26 protein-coding genes are annotated in these 23768 nt (G+C 59.8%); 13 read left to right on the top strand and 13 right to left on the bottom strand.

Annotated features, from left to right (window positions below; all coding sequences use genetic code 11):
* The first annotated feature begins 2 nt into the window (after window positions 1-2).
* The 6 genes from thrC (at window position 3) to Q1A75_RS10780 (ending at window position 6416) form a co-directional block, all read left to right on the top strand.
* Entirely contained in the window at window positions 3-1391 is a 1389-nt protein-coding gene (gene thrC / locus Q1A75_RS10805) for a threonine synthase (protein WP_299554221.1), read from the top strand.
* A gap of 21 nt (window positions 1392-1412) precedes the next feature.
* Entirely contained in the window at window positions 1413-2675 is a 1263-nt protein-coding gene (locus tag Q1A75_RS10800; RefSeq protein ID WP_299554218.1) for a pitrilysin family protein, read from the top strand.
* Window positions 2675-3259, top strand: a complete 585-nt coding sequence (locus tag Q1A75_RS10795; protein WP_299554215.1) for a GNAT family protein — start codon at window positions 2675-2677, stop codon at window positions 3257-3259. Before Q1A75_RS10800 ends, Q1A75_RS10795 begins: the two co-directional genes overlap by 1 nt.
* Before the next feature lie 58 nt (window positions 3260-3317).
* Window positions 3318-4157, top strand: coding sequence for an MBL fold metallo-hydrolase (locus Q1A75_RS10790; protein ID WP_299554212.1), 840 nt, complete (start codon window positions 3318-3320; stop codon window positions 4155-4157).
* Window positions 4158-4225: 68 nt separating this feature from the next.
* A complete protein-coding gene (locus Q1A75_RS10785) occupies window positions 4226-5638 on the top strand; it encodes an FAD-binding oxidoreductase (RefSeq protein WP_299554209.1) in 1413 nt (470 codons plus the stop codon).
* 73 nt (window positions 5639-5711) lie between these two features.
* Window positions 5712-6416, top strand: coding sequence for an SGNH/GDSL hydrolase family protein (locus tag Q1A75_RS10780; protein ID WP_299554207.1), 705 nt, complete (start codon window positions 5712-5714; stop codon window positions 6414-6416).
* Between the two features lie 28 nt (window positions 6417-6444).
* On the opposite strand, the gene Q1A75_RS10775 is transcribed toward Q1A75_RS10780, so the two are convergent.
* The 3 genes from Q1A75_RS10775 to Q1A75_RS10765 form a co-directional block, all read right to left on the bottom strand.
* Entirely contained in the window at window positions 6445-6657 is a 213-nt protein-coding gene (locus Q1A75_RS10775; RefSeq protein ID WP_299554204.1) for an SDR family oxidoreductase, read from the bottom strand.
* Window positions 6658-7248: 591 nt separating this feature from the next.
* Window positions 7249-7779, bottom strand: coding sequence for an adenine phosphoribosyltransferase (locus Q1A75_RS10770; protein ID WP_299554201.1), 531 nt, complete (start codon window positions 7777-7779; stop codon window positions 7249-7251).
* Window positions 7776-8408 (bottom strand): LysE family translocator, encoded by a 633-nt coding sequence (locus Q1A75_RS10765; protein ID WP_299554198.1) that lies wholly within the window; start codon window positions 8406-8408, stop codon window positions 7776-7778. The genes Q1A75_RS10770 and Q1A75_RS10765 overlap by 4 nt, the downstream gene beginning before the upstream one ends.
* Window positions 8409-8540: 132 nt before the next feature.
* On the opposite strand from Q1A75_RS10765, the gene Q1A75_RS10760 reads away from it, so the two are divergent.
* Window positions 8541-9725 (top strand): pentapeptide repeat-containing protein, encoded by a 1185-nt coding sequence (locus Q1A75_RS10760; RefSeq protein ID WP_299554196.1) that lies wholly within the window; start codon window positions 8541-8543, stop codon window positions 9723-9725.
* Between the two features lie 10 nt (window positions 9726-9735).
* Here the strand turns inward: Q1A75_RS10760 and Q1A75_RS10755 are convergent, their stop codons facing one another.
* The 3 genes from Q1A75_RS10755 to Q1A75_RS10745 all read right to left on the bottom strand — a co-directional run bounded on the left by Q1A75_RS10755 (window position 9736) and on the right by Q1A75_RS10745 (window position 12636).
* A complete protein-coding gene (locus Q1A75_RS10755) occupies window positions 9736-10608 on the bottom strand; it encodes an S-methyl-5'-thioadenosine phosphorylase (protein WP_299554194.1) in 873 nt (290 codons plus the stop codon).
* Between the two features lie 141 nt (window positions 10609-10749).
* On the bottom strand, window positions 10750-10992 hold the full coding sequence (locus tag Q1A75_RS10750; RefSeq protein ID WP_299554191.1) for a hypothetical protein: 243 nt from the start codon (window positions 10990-10992) through the stop codon (window positions 10750-10752).
* Window positions 10993-11043: 51 nt separating this feature from the next.
* Window positions 11044-12636, bottom strand: coding sequence for a hypothetical protein (locus Q1A75_RS10745; protein ID WP_299554188.1), 1593 nt, complete (start codon window positions 12634-12636; stop codon window positions 11044-11046).
* A gap of 208 nt (window positions 12637-12844) precedes the next feature.
* Here Q1A75_RS10745 and Q1A75_RS10740 point away from each other — a divergent pair, with 208 nt between their 5' ends.
* Window positions 12845-14470: a SulP family inorganic anion transporter gene (locus Q1A75_RS10740; RefSeq protein WP_299554185.1), complete on the top strand. Its 1626-nt coding sequence runs from the start codon at window positions 12845-12847 to the stop codon at window positions 14468-14470.
* Between the two features lie 10 nt (window positions 14471-14480).
* Here the strand turns inward: Q1A75_RS10740 and Q1A75_RS10735 are convergent, their stop codons facing one another.
* The 4 genes from Q1A75_RS10735 to Q1A75_RS10720 all read right to left on the bottom strand — a co-directional run bounded on the left by Q1A75_RS10735 (window position 14481) and on the right by Q1A75_RS10720 (window position 17967).
* Window positions 14481-15689 (bottom strand): calcium-binding protein, encoded by a 1209-nt coding sequence (locus Q1A75_RS10735; protein ID WP_299554182.1) that lies wholly within the window; start codon window positions 15687-15689, stop codon window positions 14481-14483.
* 452 nt (window positions 15690-16141) lie between these two features.
* On the bottom strand, window positions 16142-16333 hold the full coding sequence (locus Q1A75_RS10730; protein WP_299554179.1) for a hypothetical protein: 192 nt from the start codon (window positions 16331-16333) through the stop codon (window positions 16142-16144).
* 399 nt (window positions 16334-16732) lie between these two features.
* Window positions 16733-17365: a CatB-related O-acetyltransferase gene (locus Q1A75_RS10725; protein WP_299554176.1), complete on the bottom strand. Its 633-nt coding sequence runs from the start codon at window positions 17363-17365 to the stop codon at window positions 16733-16735.
* Window positions 17362-17967, bottom strand: a complete 606-nt coding sequence (locus Q1A75_RS10720) for a flavin reductase family protein (protein WP_299554173.1) — start codon at window positions 17965-17967, stop codon at window positions 17362-17364. Before Q1A75_RS10720 ends, Q1A75_RS10725 begins: the two co-directional genes overlap by 4 nt.
* Before the next feature lie 89 nt (window positions 17968-18056).
* Between Q1A75_RS10720 and Q1A75_RS10715 the strand changes: the two genes are divergently transcribed.
* Both Q1A75_RS10715 and Q1A75_RS10710 read left to right on the top strand, forming a co-directional pair.
* Window positions 18057-18542, top strand: coding sequence for an N-acetyltransferase (locus tag Q1A75_RS10715; protein WP_299554170.1), 486 nt, complete (start codon window positions 18057-18059; stop codon window positions 18540-18542).
* Window positions 18543-18573: 31 nt separating this feature from the next.
* Window positions 18574-19332, top strand: coding sequence for an EcsC family protein (locus Q1A75_RS10710; RefSeq protein ID WP_299554167.1), 759 nt, complete (start codon window positions 18574-18576; stop codon window positions 19330-19332).
* Here the strand turns inward: Q1A75_RS10710 and modC are convergent.
* The 3 genes from modC to modA are packed head-to-tail and all read right to left on the bottom strand — an operon-like array spanning window position 19325 to window position 21809.
* The gene (modC, locus tag Q1A75_RS10705) at window positions 19325-20392 is read right to left on the bottom strand and encodes a molybdenum ABC transporter ATP-binding protein (RefSeq protein ID WP_299554164.1); all 1068 of its coding nucleotides are present in this window, start codon (window positions 20390-20392) and stop codon (window positions 19325-19327) included. The two genes, Q1A75_RS10710 and modC, sit on opposite strands and share 8 nt — an antisense overlap.
* Entirely contained in the window at window positions 20389-21081 is a 693-nt protein-coding gene (gene modB, locus Q1A75_RS10700) for a molybdate ABC transporter permease subunit (RefSeq protein WP_299554161.1), read from the bottom strand. The genes modC and modB overlap by 4 nt, the downstream gene beginning before the upstream one ends.
* Window positions 21078-21809 (bottom strand): molybdate ABC transporter substrate-binding protein, encoded by a 732-nt coding sequence (modA, locus tag Q1A75_RS10695; protein WP_299554158.1) that lies wholly within the window; start codon window positions 21807-21809, stop codon window positions 21078-21080. The genes modB and modA overlap by 4 nt, the downstream gene beginning before the upstream one ends.
* A gap of 189 nt (window positions 21810-21998) precedes the next feature.
* On the opposite strand from modA, the gene Q1A75_RS10690 reads away from it, so the two are divergent.
* Genes Q1A75_RS10690 through Q1A75_RS10680 form a run of 3 tightly spaced genes read left to right on the top strand, consistent with a single transcriptional unit; the run spans window position 21999 to window position 23603 of the window.
* Window positions 21999-22460, top strand: coding sequence for an NUDIX hydrolase (locus tag Q1A75_RS10690; protein ID WP_299554155.1), 462 nt, complete (start codon window positions 21999-22001; stop codon window positions 22458-22460).
* Between the two features lie 55 nt (window positions 22461-22515).
* Window positions 22516-22956 (top strand): DUF1178 family protein, encoded by a 441-nt coding sequence (locus Q1A75_RS10685; protein WP_299554152.1) that lies wholly within the window; start codon window positions 22516-22518, stop codon window positions 22954-22956.
* 5 nt (window positions 22957-22961) lie between these two features.
* A complete protein-coding gene (locus tag Q1A75_RS10680) occupies window positions 22962-23603 on the top strand; it encodes an SDR family NAD(P)-dependent oxidoreductase (RefSeq protein WP_299554149.1) in 642 nt (213 codons plus the stop codon).
* Window positions 23604-23768: the final 165 nt, after the last annotated feature.

Here is a 23768-nt window from a genome sequence, read left to right as displayed (position 1 = left end):
CCATGCGCTATATCTCCACCCGTGGACAGGCCCCGGTGCTGACCTTCGAAGACACGATGCTGACCGGTCTTGCCCGTGATGGTGGTCTGTACGTTCCCGAGGCGATTCCGACCTTGGATGCGGCAAAAATTAACGAGATGGAGGGGCATCCTTACGAAGAGATCGCCTACACCGTCATGCGCCCGTTTGTGGGTGACACCTTCACCGATGACGAGTTTCGGTCCTGCATTGATCGCGCCTATGCAGGTTTTGACCATGCAGCGCGTGCGCCAATGGTGCAACTGGATCAGGGGCATTTCCTGCTTGAACTGTTCCACGGGCCAACCTTGGCGTTCAAGGATTTTGCCATGCAGCTGATTGGTCAGCTGTTCCAGACGGCGCTGAAACGTCGCGGACAGAGGGTGACAATCGTCGGGGCGACAAGCGGTGACACTGGCTCCGCCGCTATCGAAGCATTCCGTGGCCTCGACAACGTCGATGTGTTCATTCTTTACCCACATGGTCGCGTGTCTGAAGTGCAGCGCCGCCAAATGACGACGCCGACGGAAAGCAATGTGCACGCGCTTGCGCTGGACGGCGACTTTGATGACTGCCAGGCGCGGCTGAAAGACATGTTCAACGATTTCGAGTTCCGGGATGGTGTTGGCCTTGCCGGCGTAAACTCCATCAACTGGGCGCGCGTGCTGGCGCAGGTCGTATACTATTTCTCATCCGCTGTGGCCCTTGGTACACCGCATCGCAAAGTCAGCTTCACAGTTCCCACCGGCAACTTCGGCGACATCTTTGCGGGCTATATCGCCAAGCGTATGGGACTGCCCATTGAGCGTCTGGTCGTTGCAACAAACCAGAACGACATCCTGCACCGGTGTCTGAGCGGGCAGGGCTATCACAAGGGCGAAACCATCCCGTCGATCAGCCCGTCCATGGACATTCAGGTCAGCTCGAATTTCGAACGCGCGCTGTTCGATGCCTATGACCGCGACGGGGCGGCTGTGTCGCAGTTGATGGATGAGCTGAAGGCGGGTGGCTTTGACATCAGCCAAGGTGCAATGCAGGTGCTGCAGGAACACTACGCGTCGGGCCGGGTGTCCGAGGATGAAACGAGTGCCCAGATCGCCACCTCGCTTAAAGCAAGCGGCGAGCTGTTGTGCCCGCACAGCGCAGTTGGCGTACATGTCGCTGACATCGAGCGGCAGGTGGGTACGCCCATGATCACGCTCGCCACCGCACACCCAGCCAAATTCCCCGCGGCGGTTGAGGCAGCGACAGGAATCATGCCCCCCCTTCCACCCAGGATGGCAGACCTGTATGAACGCCCGGAACGGCTGACACGCGTGCCGAATGATCTTGAGGCGCTCAAGGCCCACATAATGACGCACCGCGCGCAGTAACAACATAATAGCGAGACGAATTTGACCACGCAGACCCATCGCCTGAGCAACGGCTTTCGCATCGTCACTGAACACATGCCGGGGCTGGCTTCGGCCTCTATCGGCATCTGGGTGGGCGCAGGCGCCCGCCATGAAACTCCCGAACAGAACGGCATTGCCCATTTCCTCGAACACATGGCGTTCAAGGGAACCAAGCGGCGTAGCGCGTTGCAGATCGCCGAGGCGATCGAGGATGTGGGCGGCTACATCAACGCCTATACCAGCCGCGAGGTGACTGCTTACTATGCCCGCGTTCTGGAAAACGATGTGCCGCTGGCACTGGATGTTCTGGCGGATATTCTGCTGAACCCGGTCTTTGATCAGAGCGAGATCGAGGTCGAGCGCGGTGTGATACTGCAAGAGATCGGGCAGGCACTGGATACGCCCGACGACGTGATCTTTGATTGGCTGCAGGAACAGGCCTATCCCGAACAGCCGTTGGGCCGTACCATCCTTGGCCCGTCCGAACGGGTATCGTCCTTCGGGCGCGCTGATCTATCCCGTTTCGTTGACGAGCATTATGGCCCGGAACAGATGATCTTGTCGGCGGCCGGTGCGGTGGATCACGACGCCATTGTGCGATTGGCCGAGGAGCTGTTCGGTCATCTCAGCCCACGGCTAAAGCGCGTTGCCGACTTTGCCACTTTTGCCGGCGGCGAAGAACGGCGCAGCAAGGCGCTGGAACAGGCGCATTTCGCGATGGCGTTTGAATCGCCCGGCTATCGCGATGATGCGATCTATACTGCACAAATCTACGCCAGCGCTTTGGGCGGCGGAATGTCCAGCCGGCTTTTCCAAGAGGTGCGCGAGAACCGAGGTCTTTGCTATACCATCTTCGCGCAAGCAGGGGCATATGCAGACACCGGCATGACGACGGTGTACGCCGGTACGTCAGCAGAACAGGTTGCCGACCTGGCCACCATCACTGTGGACGAAATCAAGCGTGCGGCTGATGACATGACAGTCGCCGAAGTCGATCGGGCACGTGCCCAGATGAAGGCCGGTTTACTGATGGGCCTCGAAAGCCCGTCGAACCGGGCAGAACGGCTGGCGCGACTGGTGCAGATCTGGGATCGGGTGCCTGCGCTAACCGAAACCGTTGCATTAATCGACAGCGTTACGGTGGAGGATGTCCGCGCATTCGCGGAGCATATGGCAACACAAGCCCCAATGGCGCTTGCGCTTTATGGTCCGATTGACGCTGCACCGACACGCTTTGCCCTGCAGGAGCAGCGCGCCGCCTGATGATCCTGAACAAGCGGAAATTGCGGATCGAGACGGAGCGCATGACGCTGCGCCCGCCCACGCATTCCGACTTTCGGGACTGGGCCACGCTTCGTGCTACAAGTGCGACGCACCTGACCCCTTGGGAACCAAGCTGGGCAGGGGATCACCTGACACGCAAGGCCTTTACCAATAGGGTCTATTGGGCACAGCGGTCGGTGACCAGCGGAACCGCGATGCCATTGTTTCTTTATCGGCGTAGCGATGACACGCTGCTTGGCGCAATCACGCTGGACAATATTCGACGGGGCCCTGCACAGGCTGGAACTCTCGGCTACTGGACCGGGGCTGCGCATGCGCGCCAAGGTTACATGCGCGAGGCGATCCTTGCCGTCGTGCACCATGCGTTCACGCGCCTGGATCTCAGTCGGATCGAGGCAGCGTGCTTGCCCGAAAACGTAGCGTCGCGCGGATTGTTGGAAACCTGTGGGTTCAAGTACGAGGGGGTGGCGCAAAGCTATCTTCAGATCGACGGGCGCTGGCGGACGCATGTGCTCTATGCTGCTTTGCGTATGGATCGTCGTGGCCGCACTGACGCGGGATAAAAGCCTCATACGATTTCTTGCGAAGGTTTTTGCAAAAAATCTGTACAACACTAAGCTGATGTACATGCGCTTCATATTTTTTGCCCTCGCTTTTGTGATCGCGCCCGCGATAGCCGTTTCACAAGATGTGCGAACGCCCAGCCATTGCATTGCCTTGGCTGATCAGATTGACGGCGCCACTTACATACAAAAGGCCAGTTACAACGTCGAAGTGGCTCCTGAGACGGTGCGGATTCACTACATCGCGCACGCGTCCTTCCTGATCCGAACGGCGGGTGGGCTGAACATGGTGACCGACTTCACAGGCTTTGTCGGAAGCTCTCCGATGATCCCCGATGTCGTCACGATGAACCACGCACACGAGACGCATTGGACTGCATTTCCGGACCCGGCTATTCCGCATGTTTTACAGGGTTGGAGCGAGGAGTTCGGTCAAGGCATTGATCACCATGTCGATCTGGGGGAGGTGCTTGTCCGCAATGTCTCGACCGACATCCGCTCGCAATGGTCCGGTGTCGAAGAAAACGGCAACTCCATCTTTATCTTCGAAGTGGCAGGCCTGTGCATTGGGCACCTTGGTCATCTGCATCATGAACCCAGTGCAGAACAATACGCTGCCATTGGGCGGCTGGATGTTGTGATGGCGGCGGTCGATGGCGGTATGACCGTGGATTTGCCCACGATGATGCGCATCGTGTCCCGGCTGAAATCCTCGATCGTGATCCCGATGCATTGGTTTGGAGACTTCACACTGGATGCATTTCTTACCGGCATGAGTGACGAATTCCAGGTGGTCGAAGTTGGGGGACCTTCCCTTGGTGTGTCGCTGGAGCGTTTACCCCGCCGCCCCACGATCATGGTCCTGCGGCCCGAATGGTTGCGAGAGGGTGGTGAGTAAGCGGGGCTTTCCCGTTGTCGTCGCTACAGGTTTCTGGCACCAAACATATGCACTGGCAGGGGACGGGCATGTTGAATTCATTGACAGCGGATCGGGTGGAAGCGATGCGCGCCACCTTGCCGGAGGATCGCTTTGCGGCGGCTGATGCCGCACATTTGCAAGAGCCACGCGGCCGCTATTCCGGGCAGGCGGGGCTGCTTGCGTTGCCCCGCACTACTGACGACGTCGCAACCCTGGTGCGCAAAGCCTCGGATATGCGGATCCCGGTTGTTCCCTATGGCGGTGGCACCGGCCTGGTTGGTGGGCAAGTGGTCGAGAATGGCCCTGTTCCGCTGATCCTTTCCCTTGAGAAGATGACTGATATTCGCACCGTCTTGCCCGAGGAAAATGTGCTCATTGCCGACGCTGGTGTCATCCTCGCGGATATACAGTCCGCGGCCGAGAAGGTGGACCGGCTCTTTCCTCTGTCGCTTGCCGCCGAAGGGTCTGCGCGGATTGGCGGCAATCTCAGCACGAACGCAGGCGGCACGGGGGTGTTGCGTTATGGCAATGCGCGGGATCTGTGCCTGGGGGTCGAGGCCGTTTTGCCCAGTGGCGAGATTTATCGTGGCCTCAGCCGCTTGCGCAAAGACAACACCGGGTATGATCTGAGGCATCTTCTGATCGGGGCGGAAGGGACGCTTGGGATTATCACTGCGGCTGCTCTCAAGCTTTTGCCGCGCCCCTTTGCCGCTGGCACCGCGCTGATGCAGGTGGTGTCTCCGTCTGCTGCTCTGTCGTTACTTGCCTTGGTGCGAGACCATGTCGGCGAAGGTGTGTCCGCTTTTGAATTAATCCATGCGCAGGGCTTTGCCTTTCTGGCGGAAACCTTGCCCCACGTTCGAAACCCGTGGGCCCAGACGCCAGAATGGTCTGTCTTGATCGAACTGGGTTTGTCGCGTGGTCAAAACCCGTCCGCTGCATTGGAAGAGATCTTTGTTACTGCGTCAGAGGTTGGACTGGTGCGGGACGGTATGATCGCGCAAAGCGCCCAACAGGCGTCAGACTTCTGGGCAATCCGCGAAAGCATCCCTGAAGCAAACCGCCGGATCGGATCCATCAGCTCTCACGATATTTCGGTGCCGTTGGGCGCACTTGCGGATTTCATTGCCGAAGGGGGGCGGCGCATTGCCCGACTTGGTGATTTCCGCGTCAACTGTTTTGGACATGTTGGGGATGGCAACCTGCACTACAATGTCTTTCCGGTTCCTGGCAAAAGCCGTACGGATCACGAGGCGGAGCGTGCTGAGATCAAGCGAACGGTCCATGATCTTGTGCACGAGATGGGCGGATCGGTGAGCGCCGAACACGGCGTCGGCCGGTTGAAGGTTGAAGACCTTGAACGCTATGGCGATCCGGCGAAGCTGGCGGCGATGCGTGCGATCAAGAATGCACTGGATCCCCACGGTATCATGAACCCCGGTGCCGTGCTGCGGGCATGACGTCGCTAGGCGGTTCTGTTCCGCGGGCTGCGCCCGCGAAAGGCGCCCGCCCACCGACCCAGCTGCGCGCTTGATGTCCCGTCTGTCAACATACGCCCTAGCCCCGATCCTGTTGCCGCAGGCGATCTGGGTTGCGGCGCGGGCCATGCGCTTGCCTGAGGCGGACGGACCGCGGAGCGGGCAGGCTGGGGCCGGTCCGCCGTTGCGGATACTCATACTGGGTGACAGTTCGGCAGCGGGTGTGGGTGTTCCCCATCAAGAGGAGGCGTTGGTTGGTCGTCTGGTCGCGCATTTGCACGCCGACTACGCCGTGCAGTGGACGCTGTGGGCACGGTCCGGCTTGACCACATCTGGCATGCTACGACTGCTCAGTGCAAAGTCCGCGCACGTATTTGACGTGGCGGTGATTGCGCTGGGGGTGAACGATACCAAAAACGGGATGCATCCAACCCGCTGGCAAGCCAACTACACGAAGCTTCTGAAGCAATTGCGCGCCCGGCACGGCGTGGGGCGGATCTATGCGTCCGGTGTGCCGCCGCTCGGAGCCTTTCCACTTTTGCCGCGCCCCTTGCGTGATGTGCTGGCCGCGCGTGCGGCACGGTTTGACGCCATGCTGTCTGGTATATGCGTCGACCAAGACGGGGTGAAACATATGCCTTTTGACCTGCCGGTGGAGCCAGAGCTGATGGCGGCTGATGGGTTTCACCCCGGTGTGCAGGTCTATGACATCTGGGCCCGGCGGATCGTGGATGCGCTAAGAGTCGACCCTCCCGGATGATCCGGATCTGATGTTGGCGCCATGGCCGTCAGGACGCCATGAAGCCCCCATCGACACATAGCACATGTCCCACCACATAGGCGGTCGCGTCAAAGGTCCGCCAGAGCACCGCATCGACGACCCCGTTGGGCGTACCCATGTGAGGCAGGGGTAGGGTTGCGGCAACCGCATCGAGGTCGAGCCCCGTTTCCATTGCCATGTCGCGCACCACGCGCCCGGCTGAGACCAGGTTGAGGCGCACTCTGTGTCTATCGCGGCGCTACGGGTCATCGAGATCACGGCGACCTCGGATACGGAGTAGTGCCTAAATCCCGGATGGGGCTTACGCAGACCGCTGATCTAGGGGGTGACCACGATGGCGCCCGCACCTTGCGTGCGCGCCGCGGCAATCTGGTGATGTCGGCAAGCCAACACCCCGCGGACATTGATGTCGAAAACGCGGGTGTAAGTGTTGAGCGATGGACGCGCGACCCTTGCGGTAGCCTGAGTTGATAAAGGCGATATCAAGCCAACAATGTTCTGTCAGAATTTCCGTGTACAGAGCTGTCACCGCATAAGTATCGGTTACGTCGTTTAGGATGGCATGAGCACTGTCTCCCCGTGCTGCGATGTCCGCCACAACACTGTCGGGTATAAAGGCGCGACGCCCCGTCAGGAGCAAATGCGCGCCTGCGGCCGCAGCGCCGTTGCTTTGCCGCCGCCGAGTGCGGTTTCGTGGCGCGTTTCCTGTTTCGGCATGTGGTCCGATCAGCGTGGCCCGTCCGGCTTACGCAGACATACGGGATGTGGGTGCTTTCAATAGCCTCGGCCATAGATACCCGATTTCGCGACGCTAGTCGCCGTCAAAGGCGCACAGTGCGTGCACGTCCATGCCCATTGCCTTGAGCCGCGCGCGCCCGCCCAGATCCGGTAGATCAATGACAAAGGCGCAGGACACGATCTCACCCCCGAGACGTTCCACCAGCTTGATCCCGGCTTCGGCCGTGCCGCCCGTCGCCAACAAGTCATCGACGAGCAGGATTTTCTCGCCTGCCTTGATTGCGTCGTCATGCACTTCGACAATCGCTTCGCCATATTCCAGAGTGTAGGCTTGGGAAATGGTAGCCCCGGGCAGCTTTCCTTTCTTACGGATTGGTACAAAGCCCACAGAAAGCTGGTGCGCGATTGCCCCACCAAGGATGAAACCGCGCGCCTCAAGTCCTACGACCTTGTCGATTTCGAGCCCCGCATAGGGATGAAGCATCTGGTCAACGGCAATACGGAACCCGCGCGGATCAGCAAAAAGTGTGGTCACATCGCGAAACATGATCCCTTCATGGGGGAAGTCGACGATGGTGCGAATGTAATCTCGAATGGTCTTCATGTGGCTCTCCGAAGGGTGGCTGTCAGCAGGCCCATGCCCACAAGCGTGGCGCCGCCTGCGCGGGTCAGCCACATCTGGACAATGGGGCGCGTGATGCGGGTACGCATGGCATTCGCCGCCAGCGCAAAGATCAGCGCATTGATACCTGCGATCATGACAAAAGTTGTAATCAGGAGTGTGGCCTGCGGGGCAAATGCGACGCCCGGGTCTATGAACTGCGGCATGAAGGCCACGAAGAACGTGTTCGACTTCGGGTTCAGCGCTGTAACAGTGGTCAGATCGCGAAACACGCGCCGCGCACTTTGGCCTTCGGGTTTGTTCATTAGTGTGGTTTGGATCGGCCCGCGCGCACTAAGCAACATGCGTATGCCAAGATAGACAAGGTATACGGCGCCTACCCATTTCAGCACGGTAAACGCCAATGCTGAAGTCAGGAACAGCGCGCCCAGCCCGATGACAGAAAGCGTCATGGCAATCAGGTCCCCGGTCGCGACCCCGAGGGCCGAGGCGATGGCAACCCGCCGTCCCTGGGTCATCGCGTAGCTCAATACCATCATAAGCGTGGGGCCGGGAATGACCAGCAGTGCGGTAGAGGCGACAACGAATGTCAGCCAGACATCAAAAGGCATCAAGAGGCTCCGGTTGTCGCTGTCCGTTGTGACAGAACACTAACTTTGGAACGGGGAAAAGACCCCACCGTACGATATCTGTCATTTGTGGTACCCTCATGCCGCAACAGATGCTGAGGGGCGAGGGCGCGTATGAATCAGCAGCGCGATGAAAAAGGGGATGGGTCACCTGCTGACAATGCCCAACGCGAGGCCTTTGCAAAGCAGTTCGGGCACATGCCGACCGACGCAGAGCTTGCTGCATTTCTGTCCGACTGGCGAGAGGTGATTTCGAATCCTGATGTGTGGCAGCATCTGCATGAACGGGCGATATCGGAAGATGTCGATCCAAGTGAGCGGTACGAAGCCCGCCGAGCGATCCTGGTCCATCGCAAGGCCATTCGCATGCAGCGTCCGGACAACTATGTTGCACCAGAGAGCTTTGCGGAAGTTCAGAGCCGCATGGCCGCAGGTGAAGCATATTTCAAAGGTGCATCCTTCGAAGGGCTGCACTATTCGCCATATCAAAATACAGAACCGCCCATAGTTGATCTGGAAGAGTGTAATTTCAGCGACGTAAAGCTCAACGGTGTATATTTTCCGCCATCTACAATGGCCGGAGGCGCCGTGTTTGGCGCGGCAAAGCTCTACGGATGCCACGCATATGCGAGTGCCGATTTCGAACGTGCAGACTTTTCGCGAGCAGTGTTCCACAAAACATCGTTCTTTTCAGGCGTCCGGCTCGAAGATGCGTCATTCGAGGACGCGCGGTTTCACTATTACTGCTCGATTGAATTTGACCGGAACCGTGTGCGGTGTGCTGATTTGCAAAAGGTGCGCAGTAAATGGATGGCGCTAAAGCGCGCGTTTACCGGGATCGAGCAATTTCTCAATGTCGCGTTCTGCCTTGCCTACTTCACGCTGCTTCTGGCTAAGGTTTACGTGCTGAGCACGGTGGGCGACATACAGACCGCGGTTCTGAAAAGACAAGCGGAGCTTGGTCTTGGAGAGGGAGCGGTTCTGTTCGAGGAGGGCGTATCCGTCTGGCAGATGGTGTTTGCCGGCGGCACGCCCACAGCCTATTCGTTGGGCGTTGCCGTCATCATCCTACTTTATCAGATCGGGCGTTACCGATTGACGCGCAAAATAGGTCCAATGATCGAAGATCAGCGCACGGACGGCCGGACGCCCGCCTTTCGCGACTATGCCAGCCTGTTCACCTGGCATCGACGTGTGCAGGTGTTGGGGTTCGTCGCGTTGGCGGTCTTTGTGATCGACCTGTACTATGCGCTTTCAAACACGGTGTACCCGGTGAACTGGTCTGCCCTGACGCGTTGACTCCAAGCGTTCAGAGCACTCGACCCGCAACTGCGTCCAGTTTGGCGATCATTGCGGGATCGCGGGCTTCCGGGGCGGTGAGGATAGCGTGTTCCAGTGCGCGGTCACAGCCATGGGGGCAGGGTGCACGGTCTGCACCCAGCAGGGTCGGGAGGCGCTTGACCAATGCGCGACCTTTGTCCGCATTTCCCATAAGTGTTTGAATGATTTTGGTAACATCGACTTCGCCATGGTCGGGATGCCAGCTGTCATAGTCGGTGATCATCGCGACAGAGCCGTAGCATAGCTCGGCCTCGCGGGCGAGTTTTGCCTCGGGCATATTGGTCATGCCAATCACATCCGCACCCCAGCTTTCCCGGTACATTTTTGACTCGGCCAGAGTGGAGAATTGCGGCCCTTCCATCGCCAGATAGGTTCCATCACGGTGCACATTGATGCCAGCGTCTTTCGCGGCTCTTTCGCAGGCATCCGACAGACGCGGGCATGTTGGGTGGGCAACCGAGACATGGGCTACGCAGCCCGTACCGAAGAAGGACTTCTCGCGGGCAAAGGTCCGGTCAATAAATTGATCTACAATGACAAAATCGCCTGGCGCCATCTCTTCGCGGAACGACCCGCATGCCGAGACCGAGATCACGTCCGTCACACCCAGCCGCTTGAGCGCATCGATATTGGCGCAGTAGGGTACGGTGGTTGGCGAATGCACATGACCCCGCCCATGACGCGGTAGAAATGCCATGTCGACACCGTCCAACGTGCCGGTCAGGATCTGGTCCGATGGTGCCCCCCACGGCGTATCGACCTGTACCCATTCAGCGCCTTCAAGCCCGTCGATATCATAGATGCCTGAGCCGCCGATTACGGCGATTTTGGTGTGCGTCATGAGGGTCTTTCTTGCCGGAACAGAAGAAAATTTTCGAGCCAAAACAGGCCGTCACCACCCGTACACCAGCCGTGCACCATGCGTACACCCCCTATGCAGCGCCACCGCGCGCAGAGGTGGAGAAGGGCGCAACGGGTGCCTTTATTCGCGGCGGATGATTCCGGTGATGGCGGCGGCGCCGAGGGCGGTGACGATCCAGCCCATCACGCTCAGCACCCAGCGTCCCCACCACAGATGCCAGCCCCAAAGTCCGCGATTGGTGGAGGGTGCCCATGCGTCAGTCTGACCGAAATCGATGATTGGGATGACCACATCGAAACCGTAAGCATATCGGTTGAAGGTCTCCCAATCGCGACCCGGCGCAACGGCTTTCCATTCGGGCAACGTAAGGTTGGTGTCCTTGGGCAGTTTGTCGCCCGACCAAACAGTGGCGGGTTAGCTTTCGGTGCTGGCGAGAGTGGTCCAATGTTCTGAGACGAGGACAGGCGCAGCGTTCGGGGCAAAGCTGCCTTCCTCCCATGCATAGTGAGCTGGGATAACGGTGCAGCAAATGAGCATCGCCAGCGCGGCAACACTGCGGAACGGGTGGTGACCGTAGCCAACCACTAGGCGCAACAAGATGTCCCAGAAACCGGCCCAGAGGTTTAGCGGTCCGGCAAAGCTGTGACCGGATGCATTGAGTTGCGCGCGCGTGCTGGCGCGGCGCTTGCGTTCACGCGTGTAAAGGACGTGCCGCGCATCTTCGTCATGGCCAGTGTCGCGCAGGAACTTGGCATATTGGGAGTAGGGCTGCGGGCGAAACTCGTCGCCGAAGTAGCTACCGCTCTTTAACCAATCCATGCGCGCGGGTGAGGTGGAAACCGTGCCCTTGATCCGATCGTAGGTAAACCCGTCTAGAAACAGTCTGTCGCTGTTTGGCCAGTTGTCTGGGTGATCGTCCAGTTCTGTGACATGCGCGCCGTTAAGGCTGACGGCACCTGAGTGATGTTCGACCTTTTTCCAGACAAAAGAGTGTTCAACCCGCATGGCTTGCCCGTTGAAGGCGTGGCCGTTGTCGTTTCGGAGTTTGAGCCGTTCGCAGGTCAACCGGCCCGAGATTCGAGACCCCGCCAGAAGGATTTCGCCGGTTGTACTGCATCCATCAAGCCGTACCGAGCCATTCACAGTCGCGCCGCCCAGGGACAGCGATTGACCCGTTGATGTTGCAACAAGTGTTGTTTGTTGCGCATAAAGACCGCCGATGGTCGCACCATTTAGCTGGATCTCTCCAGTACTACGAAATGGCGTCTGAACTACGCCTTTGTCCTCTTGTGATCTGGGATGCAGAATTACTCCACCGTCTATTTGTGCGTCAGACGCGATCACTGAGTAAGCGCTTTGCGACTTTACAAATGCGCCAACGCAAACGAGCGTTCCGCCAATGGTTGCGCCGCGTAGATCAACAGTACCGGTGGCCTGGACGTTTTGGAGTGTGGTGGTGCCGCCAATCTCAGCTGAATGAAATGTGAGTGCTACGTCCTTCGTAGCAGTAAGTTCCGCGCCTTCGCAGGCAAGCTGCCCGCCAATCGTGGAACTGTTTAGACGAATGGTATCTGAGTTAGAGGTGTCCCGGAGAAAGACTGAGCCTTCGATCTTGGCGCCTTGGGCAAACAAACCATTCAAGTGGCTGCCGCTGAGATTGAACAATTGGAATTGGGTTTGAACGCTGTCAAAACGGGAGGCAAAGAAGCACTTCTCAAGCATCGTTGCCCCATGAGCTGCCGCAAAGCTGGTGTCGAGTGAACCGATTATGTAACCACCGACGAGGTGCACGCCTCGTTCGCCCACCTGACATTTCTCACATCCACCTACAATCAGATACCGCAAGATGTCCGCACGGATGGTGCGGGCACTGTCGGGCGTGTCGGGACGATCCGGGCCCAGGGTGCACTGTTCCCCCGCTTTGCAGGCATCTATCAACTGTTGCTCGGCCTCCGTAGGCCCACCATCGAACGCCAAAACATCCTCGTAGGTGCGCAGAACCGCCATACCCATACACTCCCGTTCCCCGAGAGAAACCATACCAACACGTGACGCCAAATAAAGTCAGTTTCTGCATACTCAGAAATACCGTGCCATTCCCGTACAACCTGCTATGTGCAGCGCTCATGACAGCCCCGCGTCCGGTGCAATGGCTATTAACCTTCTGATGGTTTAGATGCCACCGATCGCGCCCCTACGAGCAGACGGATTCCGCATGGCCTTTCTTGAGAACCTCAACACCAAGACTCGCTTCGGCGATTTTTCTATCGCGCCGGGCGACACCAAGCTGACCCCAGGCCAGATCAAAACCGACCTGTTGTCGGGCCTGACCGTGGCGCTGGCACTGGTGCCCGAGGCTGTGGCCTTTGCCTTTGTCGCTGGAGTGCATCCACTTGTCGGCCTTTATGCCGCGTTCATGGTGGGTCTGATCACCGCCCTTTTCGGAGGTCGCCCGGGTATGATTTCGGGTGCAACGGGCGCTTTGGCGGTTGTCATGGTTGCCCTCGTTGCGCAACACGGGGTCGAGTATCTGTTTGCCACTGTCGTTCTCATGGGGCTGTTGCAAATCTTTGCCGGTGTGATGCAGTGGGGCAAGTTCATCCGGCTGGTACCGCACCCCGTGATGCTTGGTTTCGTGAACGGTCTGGCCATCGTGATCTTCCTGGCCCAGTTGACGCAGTTCAAGGTGCCCGGGTCCGCCGAGGCATCGGGCCATGGTATGGCCGGGGGCGAGTGGCTGACAGGCCTGCCGCTTTACCTGATGCTGGGCCTTGTAGGGCTGACCATGGCAATCATCTGGCTTGCCCCGCGCGTAACGCGTGCCATCCCGGCGCCGCTTGCTGGCATCGGGATTGTCGCTGCCATCGTGATCTTCTTTGGCCTTGATGTGCCGCGTGTGGGTGATCTTGCCTCGATCGAGGGGGGCTTGCCGCCGTTCCACATTCCGTCCGTTCCGCTGACATGGGAAACGCTCGAGATCATTCTGCCCTACGCCGTGATCCTTGCAGCGATTGGCCTTATCGAAAGCTTGCTGACCCTGAACCTTGTGGGTGACTTGACCGGCCAGCGCGGCGGGGCCAGCCAAGAGTGCATCGCGCAGGGTGTTGCCAACACCGCCACCGGCTTTTTCGGAGGCATGGGCGGGTGCGCCATGATCGGTCAGTCGATGATCAACGTGAAGTCCGGCGGGCGGACGCGCATCGCTGGTGTAGCCGCCGCGCTGTTCCTGCTGGCCTTCATCCTTGTGGGGTCATCCATCATCGAACTGATCCCGCTGGCCGCTCTGGTTGGCGTGATGTTCATGGTGGTGATCGGGACCTTCGCCTGGAACAGCCTCAAGATCCTGCGCAAGGTGCCGTTGACTGATGCCTTTGTCATCGTGCTGGTGACCGTCGTGACGGTGATGGAGGACCTTGCCGTGGCCGTTGTCGTGGGCGTCATTGTGTCGGCGCTGGCCTATGCGTGGAACAACGCGCGCCGCATCCATGCCAAGACCTATGCCACGCCTGAGGGCGCGCGTGTCTATCAGGTGCAGGGGCCGCTGTTCTTTGGTTCGGCGACCGGATTTATCGAGATGTTCAAGGTCGAAACGGATCCGCGCGAGGTGATCATCGATTTCGCCGACAGTCGTGTAGTCGATCAATCCGCGCTGCAGGCGATCGAGGCGGTGGCGGCGAAGTATCAAGAGGCTGGCAAGCGCGTGCAGCTTCGCCATCTGACGCATGACTGCCACAAGCTGCTGACCAAGGCGGGACACCTGATTGTCGACAGCGACGATGACCCCGACTACGAGATTGCAACAGATTACGGAGTGCGGACGGGTATTCTGGGAGGGCACTGACCGAGGATGGTCAGGCGAGGCCGAAAAAGTCCTCGCGGCTCATGACCACTACATCGTCGATCGTCAAATCCTCTGCTCTTGGCCCGTTCACCTGAATAGAGTTGCCGTCGCCGTATCTAATGTAGTTGCCATCCAAGATGAAATCAGTGCCATCCAGTAGAACGATCTGATCAACAGAGCGGTCGTAGTCCAAGAGGTGGTCAAGCTGGTCGTTGTCGGTGAAGTAAAATACGAAGACATCGGCACCTTGTCCGCCGACCACAATGTCGCTGCCCTTGCCGCCTATGATGGTATCGTTTCCCGCCTCGCCGACCAGCACATCGTCGTGCAGACGACCATCGAGGAAATCGTCGTCCTGACCTCCGAAAATCGTATCTCGTCCGTCGAATCCAATAAGTGTGTCATTGCCCGCCTCACCGCGCATGTGGTCCCGGCCTGACCCTCCTTGCGCCAGATCATCGCCGACCCCGGCACGGATTACATCGTCGCCCGTCTTGCCAAGAATTGTGTCGTTTCCGGTGCCGCCGATGAGCGTATCGTAGCCGTAATTGCCTTCGATATGATCATCGCCCGCCCCGCCATAGATAAGGTCGAACCCGTCATTGCCCCGCAGGCGATCGTTTCCCGCCCCACCGTCGATCGTGTCGTTCTGCCGCCCGCTGTTTACGATGTCATCGCCATCCCCCGCAAACACCTGGTCCCGCCCAAAGAAGGTGTTGATGCGGTTGTCGCCTGACAAATCCGCCGACACACCATCCGCCGTCGTCGCCGTGTCGAGAATGAGATCGGCGGCAGAGTTTCCGTTGTATTCCCAAGGCAATCGGTAGGCGAAGTCTTCCATCGCGTCTGTCAGGCCACCGAGTTCATCAATAGCGGCTTGCAAAAGCGTCGAGACATCGAAATTCAATTGCGAAAATGTCACGGCATAGCTGGACTGCAAGGTCCACGTAATATCGGTGATGATCCCACCAGCAAGTACGGGCAGGCTGCCGTCTGTGCTGTAGGTCAGGCCTATGCCCCGCACAGTAAAAGCCGGAGTTTGTCCGCTGGGCAAAGGTGTGTCTACTTGCAGAATTGCCGTCGTAATCGGATTCGGCGTTCCGCCTGTGACCGAGCTGAGCAGCGTGGTCTCCAGCATCATGCTTTCCAGCAGGTTGCCGATGATGCCCTGATCCGTGGACAGGCCTTCAGAGATGGTAACAACGGGTCTGGGCGGCATGATTGGTTTCGTGCTCCGGTAGATACGAAATATCTTCGCGTGCCGTACCCTGTTGCGTCAATGGCTTCGTTTTTGGTTGGATTGGTGGCGCGTTGTTTGATGGAGATGCGCGGAGGATCTCCATATTTGTCTTCCGTCGGTCCTCGTATGCCGATGATATAGGTGTATGGGGTGGTGAGGTGCGGCCGGACCAACGGGCTGAATTATGTCAGGGCATAACGTGTCTCTGGCCCGACGAAATGGCGGTACCGCAATATGTTAGAGATGACGTCACCACTTGAGTGCAGGGAAGTTTGCCTCTCACTCTATCATGATGATCCGGGTTGTGCGTTTGTAACAGGCTTGTCTAGACGCACGTGCGTAACGAGGTGGGAAAGACTTCTACGGAAAATGACTCGGGCCGGTATCATCCGGCCCGTACCTTGTTCTGCTTTGTAGCACTGTCGTGCGCTTTAGTTGGTGATCACACCAACGCCGGCACCGACTACAGCGCCTTCGACGCAACGGCCATCGGCCAGAACTTCACCAGCGGCACATCCGATTGCGCCCCCAATGGCGGCCCGTTGCAGGCCATTGTCCACATCTCCACAGGCTGCGAGCCCTGTAATGGACACAACTGCAGTGAGGGTAAGAAATCTTCGCATGGGCCGAACTCCTGAGCCATTAGTATTATGTTACGCTAGCACGAGGTTTGGCGCCGTTCGAAAGGTTTGCGACCGGTGCGATGAATTGCGCGCCAAATCGCCGATCGGATGCGCATGGTTTCACGACGCCTGCGTTTCCCCGCCCTCCGAAAGATCATTCATTGTCGAATGGACGCGCCGTATGAATTAGACGCCAAGGCGCAATACGAGCCGCAAAAGGCACTTGGACCCGCGCTGCAACTCAGGCTGGAGAACGTCTAACGGCAAATCGGCCTGTCGTTACGCGACGCCGTTCTGTCTGCGCGTGTTGCGTCCACCCAGCCCGGCATTGCGGCAGGGGGGTGGTTCCGGGTGGGCGGTACTGCGCACCAAACCAAGGGCGCGCACCATCCCGCCGGATCAGCAGGATGCCAATGCATTGACGTCACCGGCCATGAGTGCGGGTACCGCAGCGGCGACCCTGTCTACGGGCCAGTCCCACCAGGCCAGCGTGTTAAGTGTTGCAATATCGGCATCGGAAAAGCGCATCTTGACCACCTGTGCCGGGTTGCCAGCAACAATGGCGTAGTCCGGAATGCTGCCCCGTACCACTGCCCCGGCCCCGACGATCACACCGTTGCCGATCCGCGCACCGGGGCAAACGATTGCGCCGTACCCCAGCCAGACGTCGTTTCCGATCACCGTGTCGCGGGTGTCCGGTTGAAAACCCGCCATTTGCGTTTGGTCGAAGATGGGAAAGGGATAGGTGGTTAGTCCATCCATGGCGTGGTTGGCGCCGGATGTGATGAACCGCACCCCGTGTGCGATCTGGCAAAACCGGCCGATCCGCAGCTTTTCGGGTCCGTATCCGAACATGTAGGGGGCCAGATGCGCCGCCCAATCCGCTACCGGGGCAAAGTTTGAGGCGTAGGTGTAGTCACCGATCTCCCACCCAGGGTGATCGATCACTCTGTTCAGAAACACGGTGCCCTGATGCTCTGACCCGTCGGGCAGGGTGATGGGATAGGCGCGTCCGGCGTCTGGAAGGGTCATTCGCCGGGTCGTTTCAGGCTAAACTTCTCGCGCACAACCGAATAGTCGCGGTATCCCAGCCGCGTGAGTGGGTTGTATTGCAGCACGTCAAAGATGCCGTCGACGATGCAGTCTTCGCGCAGGTGCACGCCCACGACCTCGCCGAACACGACATAGTTGGCTTCCCCCTCGATTTTGGTGATTTGAGTCATGCGGCATTCCAGTGAGGCCGGGGATGCGGCGACACGGGCACAGTTGATCTCGGAACAGTCCGCCTTGTCGATTTGGGCAAGCGCAAACTCATCCGTGTCCGCTGACCATTCGCCCGATGTCTGGTTCATTGTGTCCTTCATCGCGTACTCCACCACGTTCACGCAGAACACGCCCGTATCTCGGATGTTCGCCACGCTGTCCTTGGTGCCATCACGGTCGGGCTTGGTGCTGGTCGAGGCGAACATAACCTGCGGCGGGACATAGGCCACGCCGTTGAAGAAAGAATAGGGCGCAAGGTTGTCCGATCCGTCGCTGCCCCGGGTGGAAATCCAGCCGATGGGCCGGGGGGTGACGATGGCGTTGAACGGGTTGTGGGGCAGGCCGTGGCCATCGGCGGGGCGGTAGAACATACGGGCTCCGTTTCGTGCGTTTGCGCAACGGTTACCTGCATGCTAGGGCGGGTTCCAGCCCATAAGACCCCGGACCAAACGCACCGCCCATGTATCATCTGAGCACAGAGACGCCCGACGATCGGTGGGAGGTCGAGGCCCTGTATGACCTTTGCTTTGCACCGGGGCGCGAGGCACTGTCGTCTTATCGTCTGCGTGATGATGTGCCACCCGTGGCCGGTTTGAGCCATGTGGCGCGCGACATAGATGGCATCCTTGCAGGTGCGATCCGGTATTGGCCGGTACGGATTGGTTCGCAGACGGCGCTGCTGCTTGGCCCTGTGGCTGTGCACCCCACACGGCAGGGGGAGGGGCTTGGCGGTGAGTTGATCGAAACTTCGCTTCGGCAGGCGGTGCATTCCGGCTGGGACCGGGTGATGCTGGTGGGTGATGCCCCCTATTACAGCCGTTTCGGGTTCCAGAAACTGCCCGGTATCATCATGCCGCCGCCGACCAACCCTGAACGTGTATTGGGCCGTGACCTGACGGCCGGTGCGTGGACTGATTTGCGCGGCGACGTCATGCGTTTTGGTTGATAACGCACCCATGCCTTCCCATGTTGAAGGCATGAACGAAATTATCCTTGTTCCCAAACCCTTGGACACAGACGCAGAACTGGACCGACTTGCCCGCCGTTACAAGGCTGCGGGGGGGCTTGGCATTCAGATTCTCAACACTCTTGGTACGCGGGCCGACGGACTGCTGGGTCGACTACCCGGTCCTGTGCGTGACCAATTGGACGGGGCGACCCGCGCGGCCTTGGTGCAGGCGCTGGGCGCGGCCAGCAAGTCGCGCGGCATGGTGCCAGATCAGGCCGAGTGGCTGAACGCGACCGTCAGTGCCGCAATGGGCGCGGCAGGTGGCTTCGGTGGTCTGCCCACTGCATTGGCTGAGCTGCCCGTGACCACAACGCTGCTGTTGCGCGTGATCGAAGGTGTGGCCGTGGAACACGGATTCGATCCCGCCATGGACTCTGTCCGATTTGACTGCGTGCAGGTCTTTGCCGCTGCTGGCCCGCTTGAGCATGATGATGGGGCGGATATCGCCTTTCTGTCCGCCCGTATGGCGCTGAGCGGCGCTGCCATGCAGGCGTTGGTCGCACGCGTTGCTCCAAGGCTTGCCGTGGTGATGGGGCAAAAGCTGGCGGCACAGACCGTGCCCGTTCTGGGCGCTGTGGCCGGGGCTGCCACGAACTACGCCTACACCAGCTATTACACCGACATGGCCCATGTGCATTTCGGACTCCGCCGCCTCGCGGTCGAGGCGGATCAACCGCACGAAGCCATGGTCGAGCGGCTGCGGACCGAGGTGCTGGCGCTCAAGTAGCGCCGCCTGAGATAGCCGATTGCGCAACTGAGGTTGCCTTGATCACGGCGAACACAGACTGCCCTTCGCGCAGACCCATGGTCTGCACCGCCCGCGCCGTGATCCTTGCAAGCAACGCGTCACCGCCTGCGTCCAGTGCGATCGCTGCGCCCGGGCCGTCGCCCGCACGAATGGCGGTGATGGTCACCGGCAGAATGTTTTGCGCGCTCAACCCTTCGGGACGTGACAAGGACAAGAGTACATCCTGCGCCAGCACGCGCAGGCGCACTGCTGCCCCAACGGGGGCTTGCACACCCATCAACTGGACCCTGCCTGCAGCAAGCTGGAGGGTGCTCAGACCATCTTCTCCATGTGCCTCCACCCGCGCTCGGAGTACTGCACCAGCCTCACGTACACCCAGTAGTGGTACGGCAGCTGGATCGGCCATCACGTCAAAGATCGGCCCCTGCCGCGCCACGCGCCCCCCGGCCAGCAGCATCATGTGATCGGCCAACCGTGCAACCTCGTCCACGGCATGGCTGACATAAAGGATCGGCACGCCCGCTTCGCGCTTGAGCCGATCGAGATAGGGTAGGATCTCGGCCTTGCGAGGGCCATCCAGCGCGGCCAGTGGTTCGTCCATGAGCAACAGGCGCGGGTTCGACAGAAGCGCGCGCCCGAGGGCCACGCGCTGTTTCTCTCCGCCTGAAAGCGTTGCGGGGCGGCGGTCTAGCAACACCCCGATCCCCAGCATCTCAATGATCCGGGGGCGATCCGACGCCCGCGCACCATAGCGGCTGGCGTAATCCAGATTGTCGGCGACGGTCATGTGCGGGAACAGGCGGGCATCCTGAAACACGTAACCCACACGGCGTTTGTGGACGGGCAACGTGTCAAAGCGCAGACCATCAAGGGTGATGTGCGCATGATCAGGGCGCAGCAGGCCGGCAACGGCATTCACGATTGTCGTCTTGCCTGCACCCGAGCGGCCAAAAAGGGCGGTCACACCCGGCCCGGCCTCGAACGCGACATCCAGTGCGAAATCACCAAAACGGTGGCGGACGGCGACCGACAGCGTCATGTGCCCGCAATCCGGCGCGCAACTCTGCGGGCCAGCCATTCCGACAGGACCACGGCCCCCAGTGCGATGATACAGGCCCAGAGCACCAGCCGGATCGCCGCATCTTCGCCCCCCGGCACTTGCAACAGGGCGTAGATGGCCGAGGGCAGGGTCTGCGTCTCTCCGGGGATGTTGGCGACAAAGGTGATGGTGGCCCCGAATTCGCCCATGGCCTTGGCAAAACCCATGACCGCACCGGCCAATACACCGGGCAGGATCAGGGGAAGGGTAATCGACCCAAAGACGGCCCAACCGGGCGCGCCGAGGGTGCGGGCCGCATCCTCGATTTTGGGATCCACGGCTTCGATGGCAAGGCGAATGGCGCGAACCATCAGAGGGAAGCCCATGACCATGGCGGCCAGTGCCGCACCGGTCCAGCGAAAGGCGAGGACAAGACCGAATGTCTCTTCTAGAAAGCGCCCCGCAGGGCCGTTACGGCCAAAAGACAGAAGCAGAAGGTAGCCGGTGACCACCGGGGGCAGGACCAGAGGCAGATGGACCAGCGCGTTCAGCACCGATTTGCCCCAGAAATCCCGGCGGGCAAGCAGCCACGCGATCCAGATGGCAAGGGGCAAGGCCAACAGCGTGGCGGTCACGCCAACCAGCAGTGACAGGCGCAGGGCGGTCCATCCGGCTTCATCCAGCATCATGGCAGACGAAACCCGGCGGCGACAAAGATGTCGGTTTGCGCCGCCACATGATCCAGGAAGGCGGATCCGGCTGGCGTCAGGGCGAGGCCCGGATACAGGATTTGCGGATGGGCGGTCGCGGGAACCTCGTAAACCACCGAGACGGCGTCGCTGGCCGCGGCGTCCGAGGCATAGACGATGCCCAGTGGGGTTTCTCCTCGTGCGACAAGGGCAAGGGCGGCCCGCACATTCTCGGTCTCGGCCAGACTGGGGCGGAGCATGTCCCACGCACTGATCGTTGTCAGCCACGCCTGAGCGTAAATACCGGCGGGGACGGACTGATGCTGACCCATCGCCAACCGCCCGCCGTCAAGGCGTGCAAGGATCGTATCTGCGGTTACATCGGGCAGGATGGGTGCACCTGCCGGACCGATAACGACAAGCGCGTTCGACAGCAGGGCGCGCGCGTCGCGCGGTGCGTGCCCGTTTTCCACCAGCCAATCGGACCATGCGGCGTTTGCCAGGATCACGGCGTCGGCAGGCGCGCCCTGACTGACCTGACGCGCCATGGCCCCACTGCCGCCATAGCTGATCACGACATCACCGACCCAGGCCTCGGCCACATCATCCAGCGGGCCTTGCAACGAGGCCGCTGCAAAGATCCTGACGGTGTCCGCTGTACCGGCCGTCGCGGCAAGCCAGGTCGCACATGCGAGGGACAAGCCCTTGATCCATCTTGGAGTTTTCATCGCGTCAAACTATTGGACAATGGCGGCGAACGCTCAAGTCCAAAAGCAGTGCGCCCGACGCATGCTGTTCCTTGCGCGAGTAACGCTTTTTTCACGTTACGGTGCGTAGTTATGGGCCGAAACTGGTCTTTCTTGGTTAATTCCAGTATAAAGACTGGAATAACGGAGGGCAGGGCAGTGACGGCCCCGATGATCAAGCAGCTTCCCCTTTCACTGGGACGCGCCAAGAAAGCGGATGTGCGCACACAGTTTGCGGCGCTGTGCTATCGCATCAAGAACAACAAGGTGCAGGTCCTTCTGGTGACTTCGCGCCGCACGCGGCGCTGGATCATTCCCAAAGGTTGGCCGATTGATGGTCAGACACCGGGCGACAGCGCGGCACAGGAAGCGTGGGAAGAAGCCGGCGTGATTGGTCGCGCCGATCAGCGCCCACTTGGCATGTTTTCGTACAACAAGCATATGGGCGATGATGATGGGCTGCCCGTTGCGGCCATGGTTTATGCGCTCAAGGTCAAATCGCTGACGACTGATTATCCCGAAGCGGCGGAACGCAAGCGCAAGTGGGTGAGCCGGAAAAAGGCGGCCCAAATGGTGGATTCACCGGAATTGTCGCGCATCCTGCGGGACTTTGACCCAAGGTTTCTGGCCTGATTTCCGACCTTTATGCCTTTGACCGCAGCGCCGGGTCGCATATGTGTAATGCACCATGATCAAATACACCCTCAAATGTGCCGATGGGCACGGCTTTGAAAGCTGGTTTGCAAGTGCCGAGGCCTTTGACGGCCTTAAGGCAGCCGGGCATGTGTCTTGCGCAATGTGCGGTATCACGGAAGTTGAGAAGGCGATCATGGCACCGCGTGTGCGCACTGCACGCGCGGCGTCAGATGACGGCGCGGAAGGCGGCGCAGGATTGAGCCAGCCTTCGTCCGAGGCAGAAGCGGCGCTGGCACAGATGCGTGAGGCGGTCGAGAAGAACGCCACATATGTGGGCGGCGATTTCGCATCCGAAGCGTTGGCGCAGCATCTGGGTGAACAGCCGGACCGTCCGATCTGGGGCGAGGCGAACCGGGAAGAGGCCAAGCGCCTGATCGACGACGGTGTCCCGGTGGCACCGCTTCCCTTCATTCCATCACGCAAAGCGAACTAGTTTTTATGCATATTCTGATTACAGGGGCCACCCGGGGTATTGGTGCCGGGTTGGCTGCGGCCTACCGCGCGCAGGGTCATGACGTCACGGGCACAGGCCGGTCCTCGGGTGCCGAGGTGACGCTTGACGTCACACAACCATCTGATCATCGCGCCATGGCGGCACAGCTCGAGGGGCGGCCTATCGATTTGCTGGTCTGCAACGCTGGTGTCTATCTGGACAAGGGCAATGCGCTTGAGACTGGCTATGCCCCGGATTTGTGGGCGCAGAGCTTCGCGGCAAATGTCACCGGTGTCTTTCTGACCATACAGACCCTTTTGCCCAACCTGCGCGCGGCCCCTGCGCCGCGTATCGCCATCATCTCGTCACAGATGGCGTCACATACCCGCGCCCCGGGCGGCAGCTATATCTACCGCGCGTCCAAGGCAGCTGCGCTCAATCTGGGCCGCAACCTTGCATCTGATCTGGCGGGCGAGGTGGCCGTGGGCATCTATCATCCGGGCTGGGTACAAACCGATATGGGAGGCGGAGCTGCCGACATCACGGTGGATGAGGCCGCCGCTGGCCTGATGGACCGATTTGCTTCACTGAACCATGAAACAACGGGCTGTTTCGAGACGTGGGACGGACGCACGCACGCGTATTGAGCGCTCTGTCAAATGGCTGTTGTTGCATTGACGCGCGGCTGTGCGGCTTGATTTTATTTTGAGACGCCTTTTCAGGCGGGTATTTGGGGATCCGAGACGGAGCACGCTCCTCGAACAGGGGGCGGTGGATCAGCACATGGGCTGGTAGGGGTAACGCGCCCCGGG

It is taken from the genome of uncultured Tateyamaria sp., from assembly GCF_947504105.1.
Lineage (GTDB): Bacteria > Pseudomonadota > Alphaproteobacteria > Rhodobacterales > Rhodobacteraceae > Tateyamaria.
The sequence above is the reverse complement of the archived record's forward strand: the minus strand, read 5'-3'. Positions and strand labels throughout refer to the sequence as shown.